The organism is Butyricicoccus sp. OF27-2pH9A (genome assembly GCF_027693185.1).
Lineage (GTDB): Bacteria > Bacillota > Clostridia > Oscillospirales > Butyricicoccaceae > Agathobaculum > Agathobaculum butyriciproducens.
The window spans coordinates 109,270-124,332 of record NZ_JAQEXK010000008.1 but is presented as its reverse complement, the minus strand read 5'-3'; the positions used below and the strand labels follow the sequence as shown (position 1 = coordinate 124,332).

At 54.9% G+C, this 15,063-nt stretch carries 16 protein-coding genes and 1 tRNA gene; 9 read left to right on the top strand and 8 right to left on the bottom strand.

All coding sequences use genetic code 11. The features are described 5' to 3' along the window. Together PG722_RS08155 and metA are read left to right on the top strand one after the other, a co-directional pair. The coding region (locus tag PG722_RS08155) for a hypothetical protein (RefSeq protein ID WP_270580234.1) at nt 1-298 on the top strand (298 nt) is incomplete at its 5' end. Nucleotides 299-355: 57 nt separating this feature from the next. Next, the gene (gene metA, locus PG722_RS08150; protein ID WP_117488371.1) at nt 356-1,270 is read left to right on the top strand and encodes a homoserine O-acetyltransferase MetA; all 915 of its coding nucleotides are present in this window, start codon (nt 356-358) and stop codon (nt 1,268-1,270) included. A 75-nt stretch (nt 1,271-1,345) separates the two neighbouring features. Here the strand turns inward: metA and PG722_RS08145 are convergent, their stop codons facing one another. The 5 genes from PG722_RS08145 to PG722_RS08125 all read right to left on the bottom strand — a co-directional run bounded on the left by PG722_RS08145 (nt 1,346) and on the right by PG722_RS08125 (nt 6,916). After that, nucleotides 1,346-2,002, bottom strand: a complete 657-nt coding sequence (locus PG722_RS08145; RefSeq protein ID WP_110436074.1) for a redox-sensing transcriptional repressor Rex — start codon at nt 2,000-2,002, stop codon at nt 1,346-1,348. A gap of 38 nt (nt 2,003-2,040) precedes the next feature. Continuing rightward, nucleotides 2,041-3,198, bottom strand: coding sequence for an isocitrate/isopropylmalate family dehydrogenase (locus PG722_RS08140; protein WP_117751932.1), 1,158 nt, complete (start codon nt 3,196-3,198; stop codon nt 2,041-2,043). Nucleotides 3,199-3,292: 94 nt separating this feature from the next. Beyond that, nucleotides 3,293-5,215: an aconitate hydratase gene (locus PG722_RS08135; RefSeq protein WP_118286098.1), complete on the bottom strand. Its 1,923-nt coding sequence runs from the start codon at nt 5,213-5,215 to the stop codon at nt 3,293-3,295. A gap of 322 nt (nt 5,216-5,537) precedes the next feature. Continuing rightward, nucleotides 5,538-6,383: a type III pantothenate kinase gene (locus tag PG722_RS08130; protein WP_270385617.1), complete on the bottom strand. Its 846-nt coding sequence runs from the start codon at nt 6,381-6,383 to the stop codon at nt 5,538-5,540. 26 nt (nt 6,384-6,409) lie between these two features. Beyond that, complete coding sequence (locus PG722_RS08125) at nt 6,410-6,916, bottom strand: metallophosphoesterase family protein (protein WP_270385649.1); 507 nt, start codon at nt 6,914-6,916, stop codon at nt 6,410-6,412. 172 nt (nt 6,917-7,088) lie between these two features. Between PG722_RS08125 and PG722_RS08120 the strand changes: the two genes are divergently transcribed. The 3 genes from PG722_RS08120 to PG722_RS08110 are packed head-to-tail and all read left to right on the top strand — an operon-like array spanning nt 7,089 to nt 7,986. Then, a complete protein-coding gene (locus PG722_RS08120; protein ID WP_118729698.1) occupies nt 7,089-7,355 on the top strand; it encodes a hypothetical protein in 267 nt (88 codons plus the stop codon). Between the two features lie 12 nt (nt 7,356-7,367). Further along, a complete protein-coding gene (locus tag PG722_RS08115; RefSeq protein WP_118360971.1) occupies nt 7,368-7,733 on the top strand; it encodes a hypothetical protein in 366 nt (121 codons plus the stop codon). A gap of 13 nt (nt 7,734-7,746) precedes the next feature. Beyond that, entirely contained in the window at nt 7,747-7,986 is a 240-nt protein-coding gene (locus tag PG722_RS08110; RefSeq protein ID WP_118729696.1) for a hypothetical protein, read from the top strand. 257 nt (nt 7,987-8,243) lie between these two features. On the opposite strand, the gene PG722_RS08105 is transcribed toward PG722_RS08110, so the two are convergent. Then, entirely contained in the window at nt 8,244-8,741 is a 498-nt protein-coding gene (locus PG722_RS08105; RefSeq protein WP_117488359.1) for a GreA/GreB family elongation factor, read from the bottom strand. A 306-nt stretch (nt 8,742-9,047) separates the two neighbouring features. On the opposite strand from PG722_RS08105, the gene PG722_RS08100 reads away from it, so the two are divergent. The 3 genes from PG722_RS08100 (at nt 9,048) to PG722_RS08090 (ending at nt 11,220) form a co-directional block, all read left to right on the top strand. Continuing rightward, nucleotides 9,048-10,691, top strand: coding sequence for a SulP family inorganic anion transporter (locus PG722_RS08100; RefSeq protein WP_270580233.1), 1,644 nt, complete (start codon nt 9,048-9,050; stop codon nt 10,689-10,691). A gap of 200 nt (nt 10,692-10,891) precedes the next feature. Next, nucleotides 10,892-11,014 (top strand): hypothetical protein, encoded by a 123-nt coding sequence (locus tag PG722_RS08095; RefSeq protein ID WP_256372561.1) that lies wholly within the window; start codon nt 10,892-10,894, stop codon nt 11,012-11,014. A 132-nt stretch (nt 11,015-11,146) separates the two neighbouring features. Next, nucleotides 11,147-11,220 (top strand) — tRNA-Gly (locus PG722_RS08090). Nucleotides 11,221-11,374: 154 nt separating this feature from the next. Here the strand turns inward: PG722_RS08090 and PG722_RS08085 are convergent. Then, nucleotides 11,375-12,007 (bottom strand): inorganic diphosphatase, encoded by a 633-nt coding sequence (locus PG722_RS08085; RefSeq protein ID WP_118480997.1) that lies wholly within the window; start codon nt 12,005-12,007, stop codon nt 11,375-11,377. 192 nt (nt 12,008-12,199) lie between these two features. Here PG722_RS08085 and ppk1 point away from each other — a divergent pair, with 192 nt between their 5' ends. Next, nucleotides 12,200-14,329 carry a polyphosphate kinase 1 gene (gene ppk1, locus PG722_RS08080; protein WP_270580232.1) on the top strand — a complete coding sequence of 710 codons (2,130 nt, stop codon included), beginning with the start codon at nt 12,200-12,202 and terminating at the stop codon, nt 14,327-14,329. Nucleotides 14,330-14,403: 74 nt separating this feature from the next. Here the strand turns inward: ppk1 and PG722_RS08075 are convergent, their stop codons facing one another. Then, nucleotides 14,404-14,925, bottom strand: a complete 522-nt coding sequence (locus PG722_RS08075) for a CarD family transcriptional regulator (RefSeq protein ID WP_110436063.1) — start codon at nt 14,923-14,925, stop codon at nt 14,404-14,406. Between the last annotated feature and the right edge of the window lie 138 nt (nt 14,926-15,063).

The following is a 15,063-nucleotide window of genomic DNA, read 5'->3' as shown; positions in this document are numbered from 1 at the left end:
CATCAACAGCTTATTTAGTATATCAAAACCAGAAGTGTTTGTCAAGAACTTTTTTCGATTTATTTTTCAATCAATCTTCGTTCATCGACTCGATTCTATTTTGACCGCTGTCGAAACAGCTTATTCAGGATACCAAACTTTTCACCATTTGTCAAGAACTTTTTTTCAAATTCTTTTTTGGTATGCTGAACCGCTGTTTGAAAACAGCTTATTCAGGATACCATTATTCCCCCTGTTTTGTCAACAGTTATTTTTCATTTTTCTGCATTTTATGCAAACCCTTGAGATACTGCCGTAAATCTGCTATACTGAATATATTATATAAAGATTTGTAAAGAAAAAAGGAGGTGTCGGCTTGCCTATTAAGATAGCCGACAGTCTGCCGGCACGCGCCGTATTGGAAAGCGAAAACATTTTCGTTATGACCGAACACCGTGCCGCGACACAGGACATTCGTCCTCTTCGCATCGGTTTACTCAACCTGATGCCTCTGAAAATCATTACCGAGACCCAGATCCTGCGCTGTTTATCCAACACGCCGATCCAGATCGAGGTCGATCTGATCCAGACCGAAACGTATCATTCCAAAAATACGCCAGAGGATCATCTTCTCACCTTTTACAAGACATTCGACGATATCCGCGACCAGAAGTATGACGGTTTTATCATCACCGGTGCGCCGGTGGAGACCATGCCGTTCGAGGAAGTCGAATACTGGAAGGAACTGACCGAGATCATGGACTGGACTAAAACGCACGTTCATTCCACGCTGCACATCTGCTGGGGAGCGCAGGCCGGTCTGTATTATCACTACGGTATTCCGAAGTACATGCTGCCCGAGAAAATGTCCGGCATTTTCAAGCACCATGTTCTGCTGCCGAAGGAGCCGCTGCTGCGCGGCTTTGATGATATCTTCTGCGCACCGCACTCGCGCCACACCGAGGTACGTGCCGCCGACATCCGCAAAGACGAGCGTCTAACCATTCTCGCAGAGTCGCACGAAGCCGGTGTGCACATCGTGGAGGCGATGAACGGCCGTCAGATCTTTGTTCTGGGCCATGGCGAGTACGATGCCGACACACTCAAAAAGGAGTATGAGCGTGATCTGGCCAAGGGCATGAACCCCGAGGTGCCGCGTCATTACTTCCGCAACGACGATCCCAACGAAGACGTGCTGGTGACCTGGAAGGCACATGCCAACCTGTTCTACACCAACTGGGTCAACTACTATGTGTACCAGACAACACCATATTATCTGGACAAAATGTAACACAAAAGCCGCTCATCCATTGGATAGCGGCTTTTTCGCACAAAAAGGGAGTATCCAAAGATACTCCCTTTCGTTTTACAGGTTCTGTTCTCTTTTCTCATCCGCTGCGCCGACCAGATGGCACAGCGTCATCAGGCTGTCCGACAGGTGCACGTTTTCGACCGGAACGCCCAGTCCCTCCAGATGAAGGTCCTCGCCGGTGAAATTCCACAGACCGCGGATACCGCGCTCTACCAGACCGCGTGCAATACGCGGAGCATCTCCTCGCGGAATGGTGAGCACTGCCACATCCGGCTTGTTGCACTCGATGAACTCCGCAAGCGTATCCGCGCTGCGCACCTCATGGCCGCCAAAGCGCTGACCGATGAGCTGCGGATTTGCGTCAAACGCACACAGCAGCTCAAAGCCGCTGGCAGAAAAGTTAAAGTTATTGAGCAATGCACGGCCGAGGTTGCCGGCACCCAGCAGAATCGCCGTGCGGCCGGTCCGCAGACCCATGATCGCACCCAGCTCCTCCTGCAGTTTGTCGATATTATAGCCGTAGCCTTGCTGACCAAAGCCGCCGAAACAGTTAAAGTCCTGACGAATCTGCGAAGCGGTCAGTCCCATGCGCTCTGCCAGTGCTTTGGAGGAGATACGCTGCTCCCCTTCAGCCTTCAGCTCACAAATATTCCGATAATAGCGAGGCAATCGCTGAATTACCGCTTTGGAAACCTCTTGCTTGCGTTCCACAGACTCTCTCCCTCTCTCAAATTCTATTCTCGTGTAAATTACAGCTTAGCGATAGTATCCAGCACATAGTCGGTAAATTCCTGCGCGGTTGCACCGGTATCACGACCGGTAACAACAACCTTGCGCTCCTCTACCATGCAGATATCAAGTGCGCGGTCGAGCTTCTTCGCCAGTTCGATTTCACCGATGTGCTCAAGCAGCATAACAGCTGCACGCAGTACGGAGGACGGGTCCGCATACTTTGCACGGCCTTCCTGTACCATACGCGGCGCAGAGCCGTGAATTGCCTCGAACATCGCATAGCGCTTGCCGATATTGGCAGAGCCTGCCGTACCAACACCGCCCTGGATCTCAGCGGCCTCGTCGGTGATGATGTCGCCGTACAGGTTCGGCAGTACAACGACCTTAAAGTCGCGGCGGCGCTTGTCGTCGAGCAGCTTTGCGGTCATGATGTCGATGTACCAATCATCAAACTGTACTTCCGGATACTCCTTGGCTACCTTCTGGCAGGTATCGAGGAACTTGCCGTCGGTGGTTTTGATGATATTCGCCTTGGTGACGCAGGAAACGCGGTTCTTGCCGGTCTTGCGTGCATAGTCGAATGCCAGACGAGCGATACGCTCGCAGCCCTGCGAGGTAGCTACGGTAAAGTCGATGAACAGATCGTCATCAATCTGTACGCCCTGAGAGCCGACAGCGTAGCCGCCCTCGGTGTTCTCGCGGTAGAACGTCCAGTCGATACCCAACTCCGGCACCTTTACCGGGCGCACGTTGGCAAACAGGTCGAGAGCCTTGCGCATTGCAACGTTTGCGGACTCTACGTTCGGCCACGGATCGCCCTTGCGCGGGGTCGTGGTGGGGCCCTTCAGGATAACGTGGCACTTCTTCAGCTCTTCCATAACGTCGGGCGGGATAGCGCAGCCGAGCTCGGCACGGCGCTCGATGGTCAGACCGTCGATCACGCGGAACTCTACCTTACCGGCCTTTACCTTGTCCGCCAGCAGAACCTCCAGCGCATGCTGAGCCATGCCGGTGATCATCGGGCCGATGCCGTCGCCGCCGCACACGCCGATGATCAGCTTGTCCAGCTTGGAGTAATCAATAAAATCGTCCTGCGCCTTCATATCCATGATACGCTTGCGCTGGCTCTCTACAACTGCCTCAAATTTATCCAGAACAGACTGGTCGATAGACATAGTTTTGTCCTCCTACACCATTGATATTATTTTAACAAAAGAAAATATGGCTGTCAAGGGGAACCGCGCGGCTCCCCTGTCGAGCCTGACAGGCTTACTTGTTCTGCTGACGTGCATACAGCAGCGTGCCGCCTGCAAGCAGTGCGTGACGCTGGCGCTCGGAAACCTCACAGTCGGCCTTGAAGGTCTTGCCGCCGCAAACAACGGTGACCTGCTCGCCGTTCTTTACTTCCTCGAGCACGTTCGGCAGAGAGATTTCATCCAGCAGATTGATTGCATCGTAGTCTGCCGGATCGGCAAAGGTCAGCGGGATGATACCGGAGTTGACCAGATTTGCCTTGTGAATTCGTGCGAAGGACTTGCACAGTACAGCCTTTACGCCCAGATACAGCGGAACGAGCGCTGCATGCTCACGGGACGAGCCCTGACCGTAGTTTGCGCCGCCGACAATTACGCCGCCGCCCTGCTCCTTGCAGCGGGACGGGAACTCCGGATCGACGTTGATGAAGCAGTAGTTGGAGTAGTACGGCACGTTCGAGCGGTACGGCAGCAGCTTTGCGCCGGCCGGCAGGATGTGGTCGGTGGTGATGTTGTCCTCGGTCTTGAGAACGACCTTGCCGGTGTAGGATGCCTCGAGCGCCTTGCCCAGCGGGAAGGGCTTGATGTTCGGGCCGCGAACGACCTCAACCTCAGCCGGATTCTCGGCCGGCTTTACGATCATGTTGTCGTTGATGGTGAAATGCTCGGGCATTTCGATCTCCGGCATCTCACCGAGGGTGCGCGGATCGGTCAGCACACCGGTCAGTGCAGACGCTGCTGCAACCTCCGGAGATACGAGGAAGATCTGTGCATCCTGGGTGCCGGAACGGCCCTCAAAGTTGCGGTTGAAGGTACGCAGCGATACGCCGCCGGACTCCGGCGACTGGCCCATGCCGATGCAGGGACCGCAGGCGCATTCAAGGATACGCGCACCGGCCGAAATGATATCCGCCAGAGCGCCGTTCTGCGCCAGCATATTGAATACCTGCTTGGAACCGGGGCTGATGGTCAGCGAAACCTCCGGGCTTACGGTCTTGCCCTTGAGGATGGAAGCGACCTTCATCATGTCGTAGTAGGAGGAGTTGGTGCACGAACCGATGCAGCACTGGTTTACCTTGATCTCGCCGATCTCGGATACCTTCTTGACGTTATCCGGCATATGCGGCATAGCTGCCAGCGGCTCGAGTGCGGACAGGTCTACGGTGTACTCCTCGTCATACTCTGCGTCCGGGTCGGAGGACAGCGGTACCCATACGTCGCCGCGGCCCTGTGCTTCGAGGAACTTCTTGGTTGCCTCGTCGGACGGGAAGATCGAGGTGGTAGCGCCCAGCTCAGCGCCCATGTTGGTGATGGTGGCACGCTCCGGTACGGACAGGGTCTTTACGCCCTCGCCTGCGTACTCTACGATCTTGCCGACGCCGCCCTTGACGGTCATCTGGCGCAGTACGTCCAGAATAACGTCCTTCGCAGATACCCACGGCGACAGCTTGCCGGTCAGGTTGACGCGGACCATCTTCGGCATCGGAATGTAGTACGCGCCGCCGCCCATTGCGACTGCAACGTCCAGGCCGCCGGCACCGAACGCCAGCATGCCGATGCCGCCGCCGGTCGGCGTATGGCTGTCCGAACCGATCAGGGTCTTGCCCGGTGCGCCGAAGCGCTCCAGATGCACCTGATGGCAGATGCCGTTGCCTGCCTTCGAATAGTAGATACCGTGCTTCTTAGCGACAGAACCGATATATTTGTGGTCGTCCGCATTCTCGAAGCCGGACTGCAGGGTATTGTGGTCAATGTAAGCGACCGAGCGCTCGGTCTTGACCTGATCGACGCCCATCGCCTCAAACTGGAGATAAGCCATCGTGCCGGTGGCATCCTGCGTCAGCGTCTGATCGATCTTAAGGCCGATCTCCTGACCCAGTGCCATTTCGCCGTCTACCAAGTGCGCTTTCAAAATCTTCTGCGCGATTGTCATACCCATGTGTGTTTCCTTCGCTCCTTTATGTCCCGACGCGAAAGTCTTTCGCTTTCGCGCCCCATTCTCGTCAGAATGGGTGGTTGCGGCTTCCACAGCCTTCTCCACGGCGCATCTCGCACCGTGCCCCAAAAAACAAAAATAGAAGTGGTGTTCGCATACACGAAACCACTTCTATTTTACAACATTCTATCGGTTTTGCAAAGCACTTTTCACCGCAGTGATTTGAAAAAGTTCAAGCCTTTTTCTGCGTTTTTTCAGCAGAATTACTGTTTTCGTCAGAAAGTCACTTGTATTTGTCGAAAAAGCGGTTTCGCAGCAGCTCAACTCACTTGTTCTCCTGCCATGTACCTTCCTCGGTCACTTCGATGACGCTGCTAGTCATATCCAGCTTGCGGTTTTCAAACGCCTCGCGGTTGTTCTCGTAGATGAGACGCAGACCCTCGAGCGTCAGGTTCGGGTCCACATCGTCGATGAGGTCGCAGTATTCCGCCATCATGCGGCCCATGCCGCCGGTAGCGACAACTCTCGCCTTGCCGCCCAGCTCCTTCTGGATATCCGTGATAATGCCGGTCAGCGCGCCGACATAGCCGCGCACCGCACCGGACTGCATGGACTGCACGGTAGTCTTGCCGATGGCATTCTCCGGCCGCTCAATGTCCACGCGCGGCAGCTTGGAGGCCTTGAGGAACAGCGCTTCCATCGCCACCTTCAGACCCGGGAAAATCGCGCCGCCCTGATACGCGCCGTTCTCGTCGATGGCGTCAAAGGTGGTCGCCGTGCCGATATCCACGATGATGAGTGGCTTGCCGTACTTGCGAACCGCAGAAACCGCGTTGACCAGTCGGTCCGCGCCGACCTCGCGCGGGTTGGCATAGCAGTTCTTGATGCCGATGTCCACATCGCGGCCTGCAATGACCGGCTGCACAAACAGATACTTGCGGATGGCGTTGATGAGCGTGTACATCACCGGCGGCACTACGGACGCGATAACGACCGCAGTCGTATCCGCACAGGCGATATCGTGGAAGTGATAATACTGCGCGATCAGCATACCCAGCTCATCCGAGGTGCGCTCGGAATTGGTGGAAATGCGGAACGAGCCGCGCAGCTTGTCTCCGTCATATAAACCGAACACCATGTTGGTGTTGCCTACGTCGATTGCTAAAAGCATAATGTTCTCCTAATTTTCTATTTCTCTTACAGACGCTCTTTTCGCAGCAGACTGCCGTCCTCATCGACCAGCTCGAGCAGCGCAGCCCGTCCGTTCTCGATGGTCAGCCGTGCATAGCTGGCCGGACCGCCGCGCGGCAGACTGATGCTGCCCGGATTGCATACCCACACGCCGTTCTCCCGCTCGAGCATCATGCGGTGCGTGTGCCCGAAGAACGCGAGCGTGCAGTGCTCCTCGTAAGCCCGCTGGGACACAATGCCGCTCGACAGCATGCCGACACGCTCACGGTGGCCGTGCGTGATATAAATCCGCACGCCGCCCGGTATCACAACCGCATTCAGCGGCACATCGGGATCAAAATCGTTGTTGCCCCGCACGCGGTAGATCGGCATGGCCGGGAACACGCGCTCGATCTCGCGAGCATCCTCGGCGTGATCGCCTAAGTGAATGACCACATCCGGTTCTTCCCTGTCTACCGCAAAGGCCATTGCCATGTTATAGCCGTGGGAATCTGCAAATATCAGCACTTTCATGTTGTTCCCTCTCTCTGCGCCGCACATATAGCTGTATTTTACACCGAGTATCCCGCGATGTAAAGTAATTTTCTTGCGATCAGCCACAATTTATTCCCCTGTGCACACACTTCTCCTCCCGGCGGCATATACTGTCATGAAACAACTTCTTATGAGAGAGGACGGGACGCGAATGAATCAGAACGAACTGCTCCGCAGACTTGCGGCACAGGCCGGTGGAGACGCGGCGCTCGAACGGCTTTCCGGTGCGCTCGGCACCGCAGACGGCAGGCGTGCGGTCGAGCAGCTGTCCGCACAGCATGCCGCTGAGCTGGAACAGGCCGCAAAAGCCGCGCAAAGAGGTGACATGCGCAGCGCAGCACAGGCAGCGCAAAAACTCATGCAGACACCCGAGGGTGCGCGGCTTGCCGCTCAGCTTCGGCACATTTTCGGCAAATAAGGAGGCGTTTGGATGGAAAACGATATGCTTTCCTCGCTGCTGAGCGACCCGGAGTCACTGCAGAACGCGATGAAAACCGTGTCCGACCTGCTCGGCGGTCAGCCGTCCGCACAGGCAGAGCCGCAGAGCACCTACGATCCGGCCTCCGAAATGATGCAGAAGGCGCTTCCGGTCATCGGCGCGATCGCGCAGAGCGGACAGAATGCCGTAAAACCGGAAAAACGGGCGCTGCTCGGCGCACTCAAGCCGTTCGTCGCGGAGGAGGTTTCCGGCCAGTTCGACCGAGCGCTCCGTCTCGTCAGCATGGCGCGGATGGCGCGCGCGGCACTCGGACAGGTGAACCGCTCCGCAGACGATACCGCGCCGCGAGCCTTATAGGAGGTGCTGACCCATGTATAACCGCTATCTTGCTGCCGCAGAGCAGACCGCACCGGAAACAAACGAACCGCCGCAGAGCAGCACCTTTTCCGGTCTCGGACGCACGCTGAATGCGCGTCTGCAGGGTGTCCGGCTGGACATGGATACTATGATCGCCCTGCTCATCGTGTGGTTCCTGCTGATGGACGATGACGGCGTGGTGGATTGGGAACAGTTTCTGCTCACCGCCGCCCTGCTCCTGTTTGGGCTGTGAGTACATGAAAAAACTGCCGCACGGTTGATGTGCAGCAGTTTTTTATTGCAATCGCGTGCAATAATTGAGAATGAGCGCTATCCTTGCGCAAGTTCCGTCCGCGCTGCCGAGATTTCTTGCAATACGGCAAGTATTGCAAGAAACCGCGCCTCATCAGTACGCAGAATTTATTCGCAAACCGCTCTTGTTCCATTATGCGGTATTGCCTTAATCCGCGCCTTCGGTGCGCACATTCATTTTCCATTCTCCATTTTCAATTACAAAATAGGTCCCGACCCATCATCCTTCTCCTTGGTGATGGACTTGATCACAACAGTATAGCTGTCGCCCTCCTCGGTGGTGACATCCACCCGGTCACCGACCTTTTTGCCGAGCACCGCCTTACCGAGCGGTGCCTTGCAGCTGATTCTGCCGTTCAGCGGATCACACCGCACGGTCGTTACCACCTGAATGGTATCCGTGTCATCATCGTCCTCAAACAGCAGTTCCACCTTATCGAACAGACCGACCTCATCCGCGCCTGCCTTATCCTCAATCACATGCGCGGATTTAATCATGCGCTCCAGATATCGAATGCGGCTGCGGTTGCGGTTCTGCGCCTGCTTGGCGGCTTTGTATTCAAAATTTTCACTCAGGTCGCCGAACGCGCGTGTGCGCTTGACCTCCTCGATCAGCTCGGGCATCAGCTCCAGCTTGCGGTGGTCCAGCTCCTTCTGCATCATTTCAATGTCCTGTGCGGTCAGATCGTCATGCATAGCTTTTCATTTCCTTTCATGCTTCCATGCTCATGCCTTAGATTATATGCTGTTTGACGGAATTTTGCAACGCCTGTCCTCCCGTCAAATTTCCGCATGGTTAAATTCACATGATAACCGCGCAGAATGTTCAACAATTTTCACAATTTTCTGTTTTTCTGCCATTTTTATTTGCTGTAACGTTTTCCATATGATATACTGTTGCTATACGCCTGTACACCACAAAGCAGGGTGCTGACGTTTTCCGTTGGCCGCCCTGCTTTTTGCTGTGTACGGGAGAATCACGAAAAGGGGAATAAAAACATCATGGGAACTGCATTTTTGCGGCAGCTTCAGCAGGAATTCAAGGGCTACAACGGGCAAAAGCTGGCCAAGGACCTGATGGCCGGTCTGACCGTTGCGGCAGTGGCGCTGCCTCTGGCACTGGCGTTCGGCGTATCGGCCGGTGCGACGGCGGCCTGCGGCCTGGTTACGGCGATTGTTGCCGGTCTTATCATCTCGGCGCTGACCGGCGGCTATTATCAGATTTCCGGTCCGACCGGTGCAATGGCAGCCATTCTCGGCTCGCTGATCGCGACCTACGGCATGCAGGGCATGTTCGTGGCAACCTTTCTCGCCGGTGCGCTGCTCATCCTTGCGGCTGTGCTGCACCTCGGCAACCTGACCGCCTTCGTACCCGCGCCGGTTATCACCGGTTTTACCTCGGGTATTGCGGTCATCATCGCGATGGGTCAGATCGACAACTTCTTCGGCACGCACTCAGAAGGGGCCAGTGCGATTGCGAAGATCATCTCGTATAAGGATCTCGGCTTTCATCCGGATATTGCTACCACGCTGATCGCGCTTTTTGTCGTTCTGCTGATGGTGTTCTTCCCGAAAAAGTGGAACGCGGTCGTACCGGCCTCGCTCATCGGCATTATCATCGCAACTGCGGCAACGATGATTCTAAAGCTCGATATAGCAACCGTCGGCGAGATTCCGAAAACGCTCATGCTGCCGGATCGTCTGTCTCCGGCACAGATTGACTGGAACACGGTTCCTGCTCTGCTGGCGCCGGCATTCTCCATCGCGGTGCTGAACATGCTCGAAAGCCTGCTGTGCGGTGCGTCTGCCGGCCGCGCGACCGGCGTCAAGCTCAACAACGATCAGGAGCTGTTCGCACAGGGCGTCGGAAACATGGTGCTGCCGATGTTCGGCGGCATTCCGGCAACTGCCGCTCTGGCGCGTACCTCGGTAGCGGTTCGCTCGGGTGCGCAGACCCGTCTGACCGGCATCTTCCATGCGGTCGGTCTGCTGATCATGATGTTTCTGCTCGCGCCGGTCATTCAGAATGTGCCGCTGGCCGGTCTGGCAGGCGTGCTGATGGTCACTGCATGGCGCATGAACGAGTGGCACGCCATTAAGTACATGTTCAGCCACCGTTTCAAGGGTGCCATGGCGAAATTTATCGTCACCATGATCTGCACCATCGTATTCGATCTGACGGTTGCGATCGTAGTCGGCGTTGGTCTCGGCCTGATCCTGATGGTTGCCCGTCTGTCCAAGCTGCAGATCAACTACGAGCGTGTTGACATGTCCCGTATCAAGAACAACGACGAGGCGCTAAGCGAGCGTTACCGCAACGCAATGGTCGCTTACATCACCGGTCCGCTGATCTTCGCCAACATCGATACCATCGAGCAGCTGACCGAGCGTGTCGGCACCTGTGATACGCTGCTGCTGTCCATGCGCGGCGTGCCGTATATTGATATTTCGGCGGCACAGGCGCTGATGAATATTCTTCGTTCGCTGCACGAAAACGGTGTGGATATCGTACTGTGCGGCCTGCCGAGCAGTGCCATGAATATGATGCACCGCTCCGGTATTTATGATATGGTCGGTGAACAGGGCTTCTACTGGAGCGTGGAACGTGCTCTGCTGGACCTTCGTCCGTATACCGGCAAAAAGTAACAATGCACAAGGCGTATGTTTGAGACATACGCCTTTTCTTTTATGGATATTGCACAAATTCTTTTCACGGTTTTAATACAATATAACGAAATTGCGTCTTGTGTTTTTTCTGAAATGCGCTATACTAATATCGTAATCAGAAAGAACATAAAAAATGTTAGCAGCACCGTCAGAAGACGGATTAAAGGAGGCTCATTATCATGACTAAGAAGAATTACATCCGCACGCTCGGTACGATCGCTGAATCCATGTTTATGCAGAACCCCGGCTACTCCTGGAGAGGCAGCACGGCTTGCCGCGATTTCTCCAAGACCCGCAAGTAAAATAAACAATAGAAAGACCGCTGTATGATTGTACAGCGGTCTTTTTCCGGTTTGCGCGGTGGAAACACCATGGATTCCCCGTCCGGGCACTTGACAAAAGCCCGTCAGACCTTTACAATAATACTGTTGTCTGCAGGGTTAGTTCATCGGTAGAACGGTCGCTTCCCAAGCCACAGAGGCGGGTTCGATTCCCGTACCCTGCTCCAAAAAACACAGCCATCCAAATGGATGGCTGTGTTTTTTTCATATAACGGGTGCCGAATCAAACGCACGGTTTCGCCCGAAGAGCAAGAGAAGCTCCTCGGAGAGACCCGTGTCACGCCGCTCGTTGATGTGAAAGCTGTCCTCGGCTCTATGTACTTAGCCCTTGCGGATATCCTTAATGAGCTTTTCCTTCTCCTTGGCTTCCTTCTTTTCTTCCTTGAGACGCTTTTTCTCCGACTCGTATTCCTTGCTCGGACACTTGCCGCAGTAATGAACCTCATATCGCTCGATACAGTCCTTGATCACCTTGACTGCCACCGAACGCGTCAGCGCGTCCGACGTTGCGGTGTACTTGTGCTCCAGACTCTTGTAAATCTCGAAGAAATGCGCGATCTCGTTGCCGTGATGCGGCGGCAGCTGGTCGATATCATGATAATAGTTCCAGTTCGGGTCCTCGAACGGAATGGCGATGATCTTATCGTCGATCTCATCATCATCAATCATGCGGATCACGCCGATCGGATAGCAGTCCACCTCGACCATCGGGTCAAGCGTTTCACTGCACAGCACGAGCACATCCAGCGGATCGCCGTCGCCCGCATAAGTGCGCGGAATAAAGCCGTAATTTGCCGGATAATGCGTTGAAGTATACAGAATACGATCCAGCCGCAGCAGACCGGTCTGCTTGTCCAGCTCATACTTTTTCTTGCTGCCTGCCGGAATTTCAATGACTGCCGTAAAGCTCTCCGGCGTTACGCGACTCGGATCAATGTCATGCCAGATGTTGATCATATCTGATTTTCTCCCTCTTTCTTCTTATTTTATATCCACAGTATAACAGACCTTTTCATTTCCCGCAAGACCTGCGGAGGAAAGAAACTTTTTATGCATTTTACATGAAACGCATTGTTCCTTTACAAAAGCGCAGTATAATAGTAACGATAGAATGACAGCGTATGCCACCACGAAGGGGGACATGATATGACACAGAAGATTTGGGAGCAGGGCTACACCCAGAACCGTGAGCTTTCGTGGCTGCAGTTCAACGCCCGCGTGCTCGCCGAGGCGGAGGATGAGAACGTGCCTCTGCTCGAGCGCTTCAAATTCCTCGCAATCTTTACCAGTAATCTGGATGAGTTCTTCATGATCCGTGTCGGCAGCCTGTGCGACATGGCCGCCGTGGACAAGGAGCATACCGACAGTAAATCCGGTCTGACCGCCAAAGAGCAGCTGCATCTGATCTACAAGGCGGTTGAGCCGCTCTATGCACGTCGTGACGCGGCGTTCTCCGATGTGGACAGCAAGCTGAGTGCGATCGGTCTGCGCCGACTGACAATGGATTCGCTTGCGCCGGACGAACAGAAATACATCAAGCGGTATTTCAAGGATATCATTGCGCCGGTTCTCTCGCCGCAGATCGTGGACTCGCACCATCCGTTCCCGCACCTTGAGGGCAAGGTGCTGCATATTGCCGCGCTGCTCAGCCACAAGAAAACCGAGCGGCTCGGTCTTTTGCCCGTACCCACATCGCTGCCGCCGGTTGTGTTCCTGCCGGAGACACCGTCGCGCTATATTCTCACCGAGGACATTCTGCTCGCCTACGCTGACCATGTGTTCGAGATGTACGACGTACTTGAAAAGACTGTGCTCTGCGTTACCCGCAATGCGGATATTCAGGTGGACGACGAGACCTTCGGCGTAGAAGGCGGAGATTTTCGCAAAAAGATGGAAAAGCTGCTGCGGCAGCGCCGCCGTATGGCTGTCGTGCGCGTGGAAATCAACCGTCCCATCAGCAACCACTTCAAGGAGCACTTCCGCAGCCGCTTTGAGGTCAGCGATGCACAGATTTTCCTGTCGCGCACAGCACCGCTCAAGCTTGGGTATGCGTTCTCGCTCGGCGAACACCTGCCGGAAAAAAAGCGCGCATTTCTCAGCGACGCGCCCTTCACGCCGCAGCAGCCGGCCATGCTGTCTGCCGGTCAGAGTCTGCTCAAGGCCGCTCTGCAGCGGGATATTCTGCTGTCCTATCCGTATGAGAGCATGGAGCCGTTCCTGCAGATGATTCGTGAGGCGGCAAACGACCCGGCTGTACTGGCGATCCGCATCACGATTTACCGACTGGCAAGCAAGGCAAAGCTGGTCGAATACCTGTGTGCTGCCGCCGAAAACGGCAAGGACGTTACCGCACTCATCGAGCTGCGCGCGCGCTTTGACGAGCAGAACAACATCGACTGGTCCGAACGCATGGAAGAAGCCGGCTGCAAGATCATTTACGGCTTTGAGGATTACAAGGTACACTCCAAGATCTGCCTGATCACCCGCAGAGAACGCGGAACCGTCCGCCATATTACGCAGGTCGGCACCGGCAACTACAACGAGAAAACCGCCAAGCAGTACACGGACGTGTCGCTCATCACGGCGGATGAACGCATCGGTCAGGACGCAGGCGCGTTCTTCAACAACATGGCGCTCGGCAACCTGTCCGGACACTACAGCCGCCTGTTCGTCGCGCCGACCAGCCTGAAAAACAACATTCTGGCGCTGATGGACGAGCAGATTGCCAAAGGCAAGGACGGCTACATCCTGCTCAAGTTCAATTCGCTGACCGATATCGATGTAATCGTCAAGCTGCGGGAGGCATCCTGCGCAGGCGTCACAGTCGAGATGATCGTGCGCGGCATCTGCTGCCTGCTGCCCGGTGTGCCGGACCACACCGAGAACATCACAGTGACGAGCATTGTCGGACGTTTTCTTGAGCATTCCCGCATTTATGTGTTCGGCCGCGGTGACGAGGAAAAAATGTATATCTCCTCCGCCGATCTGATGACACGCAACACCGAACGCCGCGTTGAAATTGCCTGTCCGATTGACGATCCTGCCGTCCGTACCCGCCTGCATGATATTCTCTATGCCATGCAGCACGATACTGTCAAGGCGCGTGTTCTGCAGCCGGATGGCACCTACTGCAAAAAGCCTGCCGTGCAGGACCCCATCTGCGCACAGGATCTGCTAATGCAGCAGGCCATTGAGAACGCCCGCAAGCAGGCCGCACAGCCTGCGCCGCATCCGCGTTTCCTCGAGAAGATCCGAAAATGGTTCTCCGGTTCCTAAACAAATGGACTGTCGAAAACTTCGTTTTCCTGACAGACTGAAAAAGAGAGGCTACAAAGCCTCTCTTTTTCCATTTATTCTGCAGTTTTCTTTGCCGTCTTTTTTCCCAGCTTGCCAATCCTCTGATTGATATACGCCGGAACTTCCTTGAGCGGAATACCGAGTGCAACCGAAAGCTCGCTGTTAAGCAGTTCCTCGGCACGCTTGCGGTAGCGCTGATCGACCTGACTGACACGGCGTCCGTGCCGGCGCGACTTGGCGTAAACCGTCTTGATCAGCTGCACAAGCTCCTCGCAGTCGTGGCTCTGCAGCGCCGCCTGATAATGCTCATTCGCCATGCGGACGCTGTGACAAACAAAGTGGTCCTCTTCGATGTCAGGAATAGAGTTGATGAGTTCCTCTGCTTTTTCGCGGGAGATCACCGGGCGGGTAAACACCGGCGAATCCGTCGGAATATAGATGGTCTCCGTACCCGTTACCGGTACCAGCGTATAGTACAGCTTATCCTCCTCGGTCTCGAACGGCGGCTTGCCGATTGACTCTACCCGGCACACACTGTTGGTTCCGTACACAATGAACTCTCCTGCCTGATACATCAAGATGCCTCCTCACACATCGCGCTTCATTCTGTTTCCGTTATCCACTTTTTCTGATATAATTATAGCACATTTTCCTGCAAATTGTAAGTTTTATTTACTCTTTTCCTCATTTTTCGGCAATTTGACGTATATTTT

Bases quoted from the DNA above. Each gene is read 5' to 3' on its own strand.
- PG722_RS08140 (WP_117751932.1), bottom strand. From the start codon at position 3,198: ATGTCTATCGACCAGTCTGTTCTGGATAAATTTGAGGCAGTTGTAGAG.
- PG722_RS08135 (WP_118286098.1), bottom strand. From the start codon at position 5,215: ATGGGTATGACAATCGCGCAGAAGATTTTGAAAGCGCACTTGGTAGAC.
- PG722_RS08130 (WP_270385617.1), bottom strand. From the start codon at position 6,383: ATGCTTTTAGCAATCGACGTAGGCAACACCAACATGGTGTTCGGTTTA.
- PG722_RS08125 (WP_270385649.1), bottom strand. From the start codon at position 6,916: ATGAAAGTGCTGATATTTGCAGATTCCCACGGCTATAACATGGCAATG.
- PG722_RS08120 (WP_118729698.1), top strand. From the start codon at position 7,089: ATGAATCAGAACGAACTGCTCCGCAGACTTGCGGCACAGGCCGGTGGA.
- PG722_RS08115 (WP_118360971.1), top strand. From the start codon at position 7,368: ATGGAAAACGATATGCTTTCCTCGCTGCTGAGCGACCCGGAGTCACTG.
- PG722_RS08110 (WP_118729696.1), top strand. From the start codon at position 7,747: ATGTATAACCGCTATCTTGCTGCCGCAGAGCAGACCGCACCGGAAACA.
- PG722_RS08105 (WP_117488359.1), bottom strand. From the start codon at position 8,741: ATGCATGACGATCTGACCGCACAGGACATTGAAATGATGCAGAAGGAG.
- PG722_RS08100 (WP_270580233.1), top strand. From the start codon at position 9,048: ATGGGAACTGCATTTTTGCGGCAGCTTCAGCAGGAATTCAAGGGCTAC.
- PG722_RS08095 (WP_256372561.1), top strand. From the start codon at position 10,892: ATGACTAAGAAGAATTACATCCGCACGCTCGGTACGATCGCTGAATCC.
- ppk1 (WP_270580232.1), top strand. From the start codon at position 12,200: ATGACACAGAAGATTTGGGAGCAGGGCTACACCCAGAACCGTGAGCTT.
- PG722_RS08075 (WP_110436063.1), bottom strand. From the start codon at position 14,925: ATGTATCAGGCAGGAGAGTTCATTGTGTACGGAACCAACAGTGTGTGC.